Source organism: Gammaproteobacteria bacterium (genome assembly GCA_016195665.1).
In the GTDB taxonomy this organism is placed as follows: domain Bacteria; phylum Pseudomonadota; class Gammaproteobacteria; order SURF-13; family SURF-13; genus JACPZD01.
Genome location: JACPZD010000039.1, coordinates 56,472 through 62,471, shown reverse-complemented (window position 1 = coordinate 62,471; position 6,000 = coordinate 56,472). Strand labels below are relative to the sequence as shown.

Below are 6,000 nucleotides of genomic sequence, written 5' to 3'. Positions count from 1 at the left end.
CTATTGAGGGGGCGGGACAGGGTGGGGGTAGAGTAAACAGGGTTTTTACTCAGGAGTCACATTATAACGTTGTAGCCTTGTTTTATGACTCCTGAGTAACTTACGCCGCTGCATCTCGGCGGCGACCATGGCTTCCGCGTACATCACCAGGCGTCCCATCCACAGATCCAGCGCCTTGGGATCGGCATTGAGTGTCGGCGCCAGTACGTCTATCACGTCGCGCCCCACATGTAGGTGCACACCCAAACCTGCGATACACACCGCCAGCCGCAGCAGGTCGTCGTCGGCGCGTTTACGCCCGAAGTGACGGCACAGCACTTTTACCAGCACGTCGTGTATCGGCTTGATGCCGTGGTCTATTTTCTCTTCCCACAGGCCGGTGGGTTCGAGCATTTCGCGGAAGTGCAGTTTCACGCACTGACGTGCCACGTCACCCTGTTTGAGCGGTTCCAGGAAGTCAGTGTAGAACCCGCGCAAGGCTTGGTTCAGTGTGAGTTTAGTGTTGGCATACAACGCCATGTCGTGGGTCGGCGAGCCCAGCGGTTCGAGAAATACAGCGCGATATAGCCCGGCCTTGTCGCCGAAATAGTAGCTGATGGCGGCAATGTTGCTATTGGCCGCCTTAGCGATGTCGCGTGTAGAGGTCTTACTGAAGCCATTCAGCGCGAACAGATTCAGCGCGGCGTACAGTAATCGCTCGCGCGACTGTTCGCCATCGCTGCGCGCGGTGCGGGGACGGCTTTCAGGTGTGGCGCGGGCCGGGAGGCGGGGGGATTTCACGACTACCACTGTACTACATGAAAAAAAATATATCAAACGTTTGATATATTTAGTAGGGCTGCTTCGGGACGGCTCACATCGCAGCATCAATTTTGCCACGTTCACTATGACAAGTAGCGATAACTGATGACGACTACGGATATATCAAGCTATTGAAATTAAATGATATATCCTATAAGCCCTTGTTACAATAAAGACTAGAAATACGATCCCAATCCAACAGGTCAGAGGTTCGAATCACCTAGAGCACACCCATTCGATCACCGCAGGAACCTCTGACGTAATCAGAGGCTCCATAGCGGCGCACAAACAAAAAACCCTGCCGAAGCAGGGCTTATCGTGACCGACTGTCTATCTCAAGCGTGCCGACGTCGACCAAATCCGAGTCCCGCGAGTCCGAGTCCCAGCAGCGCCAGTGTGGCTGGCTCGGGGACGACTTGGCCGTTCGACCCACCAGTGCCCCCCGACCCAATAGCCACGCCTTGGTCAAAGCCGCCGCTTCCGAACCCGGTAGACCCGGGAACCCCGCAGCCGATGGAGATGGTGTCTTGAATCAACGTCACTTGTTTCTCGGCCGACAAGAGTCTGCCGCAACCAATTGTCAGATTGCCGTCACTGCTGATGAGATTACTCGCGAGGACGTTTCCTGAGAACGTAGGGCCGTTGAGGGTCGCGGCGTCGTGAACATTCCAATACAGCCCGACATTTGCACCGTCACCTACATTTTGCACGGTAACGTTCGAGGTGGTCGAGGTGATGAGCGTGCTGGGAAACTGAAAAACCCACACCGCGCTGTTGCTGGTTCCTCCGTCGAGAATGAGGTTTCCCGTCAAATTCACACCCTGGGCGGCAACCGTATAGGTGCCCGGACCGATCGTACCGCCATTGGCAGCCTGGAATACATCTAGGTTCCCCCCAACCGACACGGGAATGTTAATGCCCACCCCAAAGGCAGACAGATCAATGATCGCCTGGTCGAGATCAAGCTGGGCCTGCTGCGCTAGTGGGGTATTTTGTTGGAACGATCCAGTTGTGAAAACGTACCCCCCGCCGACCGAGGCATTCGGGGCGGAACCCAGATTTCCGCCAATGGTGCTCACGGCGACATTGGTCACTCCCGCAGCGCCCAGGACCGCAAAGCTCGCCAAATCCGAACCCAGAATGGGCGTGGCCAACGCTGGAGAGACGCCGTAAAGCGCTCCGATCACTGCCAATGACAGTAGCGACAAGTATTTTGGTGTTTTCATCACATACACTCCTAAATCGTTATTCGTTATGTATCATTAAAGGCTTCAAAGGCTGGCTTCAAAGGCTCGCCCAAATGGTGGAAAAAATCACTTTACTAACGTGCGGACACGGCAGATTAAAAGCACCGGTGCAAGAACCGCACTACCATTAATGAACTGATTTAGATGTCTATGTAAGAATCGAGCGACTTATCATAGCATATTGATTTAATGGTATATTTTTGTTATCTGTGGACAGACATGAACACCAGGTGTAAAGCTTTCCGACGAGCACATTCTTCGGTATCTACGAAGCAAAATCCTCTCATGAAGCTCAAGAGTAGTACCGTCAATGGCTCCCGTGTCTCGCCGGAGGTACAGAATGCGTTCCAGCCCATCATCGCCGCCCTGATACCATGACACGTTTGTACGTTTCTTTGTCGGCCCGGTAACACCCGCAAGAGAAGGCTTCCAAACCGGCGTAGCCCATCTCCCGGGGTGAGCAAAGAGATGAATCTGTCGGTCGGGAAGTAAACATGCCGGATGCGATCCCCACGCTGGCCGAGAACATCGGCGAAAATCAACTCGACTTGCTCGCAGCCCGCATGGAAATGTTGACGGTCTTTGCGGGGCAGGGCGGCAAGCAGACGATTTGCGGCGTGGATGCGCTTTGTGGGTGGCGAGGCTACCGTCGTTGCCCCATGCACTATTTCTACTTGGCCGGAGCCGGGACAATCACGATGGTGTCACCGCCGGTTTTGCCGGTTTCCCCTTTGGCACCTTCAGAGCCTTGCGTTCCAGTTGTGCCTTGTGTGCCAGTTTTGCCGGCGTCTCCTTTACTCCCTTCATTGCCTTGCGTACCGGTAGCGCCTTGCGGGCCGGCTGGACCCGGGACTGCGACTGGCGCTGCTGGGACCACGACCACGCCCGGTCTTTCACATGCGCTCAATCCGAGCACCGCTATGAGTGCTGTAAATAGTATCGAATATTTCATGGTGGCACCTCTTAAGAGTGAATATAAAAACTGCGCACTTTATTGTGAGCAGCCTGGCAAGCTTAATCAGTCATTGGTAACGATGACTAGTGCATGCTGAAAAACGTCACGAATGGCTTTTTCAGAGCTTGTCTAAGGATAAGCTGAATAATCGGCCGATTCCGTGCGCTATCGCACATAGCGCGGGCGGAGGCAGCAATAATCTATCCATCATCCGAGATCTGTGACTACCGGTTGTTACCCCCCACGACAACCGCAAGCCGTCCTTGCGCCGAAGCTGGACCTCGCTATGGTGGCCTGGTTGAACAGAAAAATCGCAACGGTGGCGGCGTCCATTGCCGAGCGAAAGCGCCACAGACCCTAATCGGGACGCATGCTTTCGGTGACATCCTTGCCGATCCCGCGGTAGCCGGTAAAGTGGCCGAACGAGTCGTACATCGGCTCCCCGCTCACCATCAAATATTGCTGCGAGCCGTCGGGGCTGGTCCGGCTATAGACGAAATCCAGGAACGGCCGTCTGGCGGCCAGGTTCGCTTCAAGTATTTTTCGCTCGGCCTCATTCCAGCGCGCGCCCCGCTCTTCCCTTGTATTGCCCAGCGCGTCGTCGACCCGGATTCCGAGCATTTCAAACACCGGGCCGAAAATCTTGGTGAAATGTCCATTTTCGTTCTGTTCCCAATACCAGTCGGACGATAGCTCAGTCAGGCGGCGAAACCGCGCTTCACTTTTACGTAGTTCGGCGGTCCGCTCCAGCACCGTCTGTTCCAGCACCTTGTTGTAGTTCTCGATTTTTTTGTACAACAGCCGCACTTCCAGCATGTTGTGGATGCGCGTCTTTACTTCGACCAGATCAAACGGCTTGCTAATAAAATCCTTCGCACCGGCTTGCAGCGCGCGCAGCTTGTGGCCCGGCTGGGCGGTGATCACGAGGACTGGAAGGTAGCTGTCCGTTTCAATTTCCTTCAGGCCTTCCAGTACCTGGAAGCCATCCATGCCGGGCATCTGGAGATCAAGCAGAATCAGGTCGTAGCGGTTCTTGCGATGCAGCTCGCAAACCTCATGCGGATTCATCGTAGATGAAATGCATGCATAACCGGCATCACGCAGCATTTGCTCCAGCAGCCGCACATTGGCTTCCTGATCGTCTACGATCAGAATGCTGGCGTTAAGAATGTCGGCAGTGCTATTCATCACTTGGGTACCGGCTGTGTGCGCCGTCTAATCCTGTTTCCGCAAATTCCAGCGCCACGTCCAACGTATCCATGAACTCGTTGACCTTGATAGGCTTGGTGAGATAGCGGAAGAATCCTGCCTCCAGGCCTTTCTTGATATCGTGCGGCATGGCGTTGGCACTGAGGGCAACGATGGGAATGTGCGCCGTTGCCGGGTCTTCGCGCAGAATTTTCAGCGCTTGGATACCGCTGATGCCGGGCAGATTGATGTCCATCAGGATCACTTCCGGCTGATGGACGCGCGCCAATGCGATGCCGCGCGTACCATCCTCAGCAGTCAGCAAGCGCATATCGGGACGGCGCGCGATGAGTTGCTCGACCAGCTTCAAGTTAGCCGGGTTGTCTTCTACATACAGCAGGGTGCGCAGCGCTGCACCATGCTGAACATGCGCTTGAATCGGCGCAAGTGGTTCGGCTGCGCCGACGGCAGCTTGTGGTTCAGCCGCCAAGTTCAGTTCGATCCAGAACACACTGCCCACCCCGACGGTGCTTTCCGCGCCGATTTCGCCCCCCATCAATTCGACCAACCGCTTGCTCACCACCAGGCCGATGCCGGTGCCCTCCTCGGCGCTGGCCTCTTGCCCGAGACGATTGAACGGCTGGAAAAGTTGTACGAGTTTTTCGGGAGACAATCCTTCACCGGTATCCTGCACGCTGATGCGTATGCGTTTTGCGGTGCTCGCGCTGCAATCCACGATGACCGTTCCCCCCTCCCGGTTGTATTTGATCGCGTTGGAAAGAAGGTTGATGAGAACCTGCTTCAAGCGGGTCCGGTCGGCCTTGATATAGAATGGGCAGTCGGACGGGGGAAAGGTCATGCGGATGCCGCTTTTTTGTGCCTGCGGTTCGATCATGGCCTGGCATTCGAGCATGACGTCAACCAGCGACATGGATTCCAGCGACAGTGACAGCTTGCCGGACTCGATCAGCGCGAGATCGAGAACTTCGTTAATCAACTCCAGCAGATACCATCCCGCCTTAAGAATCTGGCCAATGCTTTCCTTCTGGGTGGGCGTTGGCAGCGGCGAACCGGACTCCATTAATTGGGCGAAACCGAGGATCGCATTGAGCGGGGAACGCAGCTCATGGCTCATACTGGAAAGGAAATCCGATTTCGCGAGGTTGGCTTTTTCCGCCGCGGCCATGGCGTTGGTCAGCTCCGCTTCCACCTGCTTGCGCACGGAATTATCGGCGCCGATCAACAGATAGCCGATAATTTCATCATAATCATCGCGCAGCGCCGTGATCGACACGATCGCCGGAAAGCGGCTGCCATCCTTGCAGATATAGGTCAAATCATAGCTGTCTTCGATCCCGCGCGAAGCCTTGAAGGCCAATGCCTCGAAGCCCGGCGTAATCGGAGTGGCCAGTTCGTGGCTCAAGGCTTGAGCGCGCGCCTTGACCTCCTGCGGATCATGAATGTCGCTGGGGTTGATCTTGTTCACGACTTCAGCGGCCATATAACCCAGCATGCGCTCGGCGCCGACATTGAATAATTGAATGATGCCTTTCTCGTCGGTGGCAATAATCGAGAAGTTGGGGCTGTTGAGAATCGCGTTCTGTAACGCCCCGGTTTTAAGCAATGCCGCTTGGCGCCGAACCTCGGTGAGGCCAGCCGCCGTGCTGGCCTCGTTGTTGGGCATGGCTGAATCGCAGTTTTTTCCGGACATGGCCGACTCCGTGTAAAGCGTGAAATGGTCTGGAGGCAGATCACGCGGACGGGGTCGCGAGAAAGGCACAGAAATACTAGCTGGTGCTCAGTCTACTT

General features: G+C 55.5%; 5 protein-coding genes. All 5 read right to left on the bottom strand.

The genetic code is table 11. The features are described 5' to 3' along the window. Positions 1-45: 45 nt before the first annotated feature. Positions 46-867, bottom strand: a complete 822-nt coding sequence (locus tag HY028_11560; GenBank protein MBI3345469.1) for a CerR family C-terminal domain-containing protein — start codon at positions 865-867, stop codon at positions 46-48. A 269-nt stretch (positions 868-1,136) separates the two neighbouring features. Next, positions 1,137-2,027, bottom strand: a complete 891-nt coding sequence (locus tag HY028_11555) for a DUF3494 domain-containing protein (protein MBI3345468.1) — start codon at positions 2,025-2,027, stop codon at positions 1,137-1,139. A gap of 691 nt (positions 2,028-2,718) precedes the next feature. Further along, positions 2,719-3,000, bottom strand: coding sequence for a hypothetical protein (locus HY028_11550; protein ID MBI3345467.1), 282 nt, complete (start codon positions 2,998-3,000; stop codon positions 2,719-2,721). Positions 3,001-3,360: 360 nt separating this feature from the next. Next, positions 3,361-4,191: a response regulator gene (locus tag HY028_11545; protein MBI3345466.1), complete on the bottom strand. Its 831-nt coding sequence runs from the start codon at positions 4,189-4,191 to the stop codon at positions 3,361-3,363. Next, positions 4,184-5,902, bottom strand: a complete 1,719-nt coding sequence (locus HY028_11540) for a response regulator (protein MBI3345465.1) — start codon at positions 5,900-5,902, stop codon at positions 4,184-4,186. The genes HY028_11545 and HY028_11540 overlap by 8 nt, the downstream gene beginning before the upstream one ends. Between the last annotated feature and the right edge of the window lie 98 nt (positions 5,903-6,000).

Bases quoted from the DNA above. Each gene is read 5' to 3' on its own strand.
- HY028_11560 (MBI3345469.1), bottom strand. From the start codon at position 867: ATGCTGCGATGTGAGCCGTCCCGAAGCAGCCCTACTAAATATATCAAA.
- HY028_11555 (MBI3345468.1), bottom strand. From the start codon at position 2,027: ATGAAAACACCAAAATACTTGTCGCTACTGTCATTGGCAGTGATCGGA.
- HY028_11550 (MBI3345467.1), bottom strand. From the start codon at position 3,000: ATGAAATATTCGATACTATTTACAGCACTCATAGCGGTGCTCGGATTG.
- HY028_11545 (MBI3345466.1), bottom strand. From the start codon at position 4,191: ATGAATAGCACTGCCGACATTCTTAACGCCAGCATTCTGATCGTAGAC.
- HY028_11540 (MBI3345465.1), bottom strand. From the start codon at position 5,902: ATGTCCGGAAAAAACTGCGATTCAGCCATGCCCAACAACGAGGCCAGC.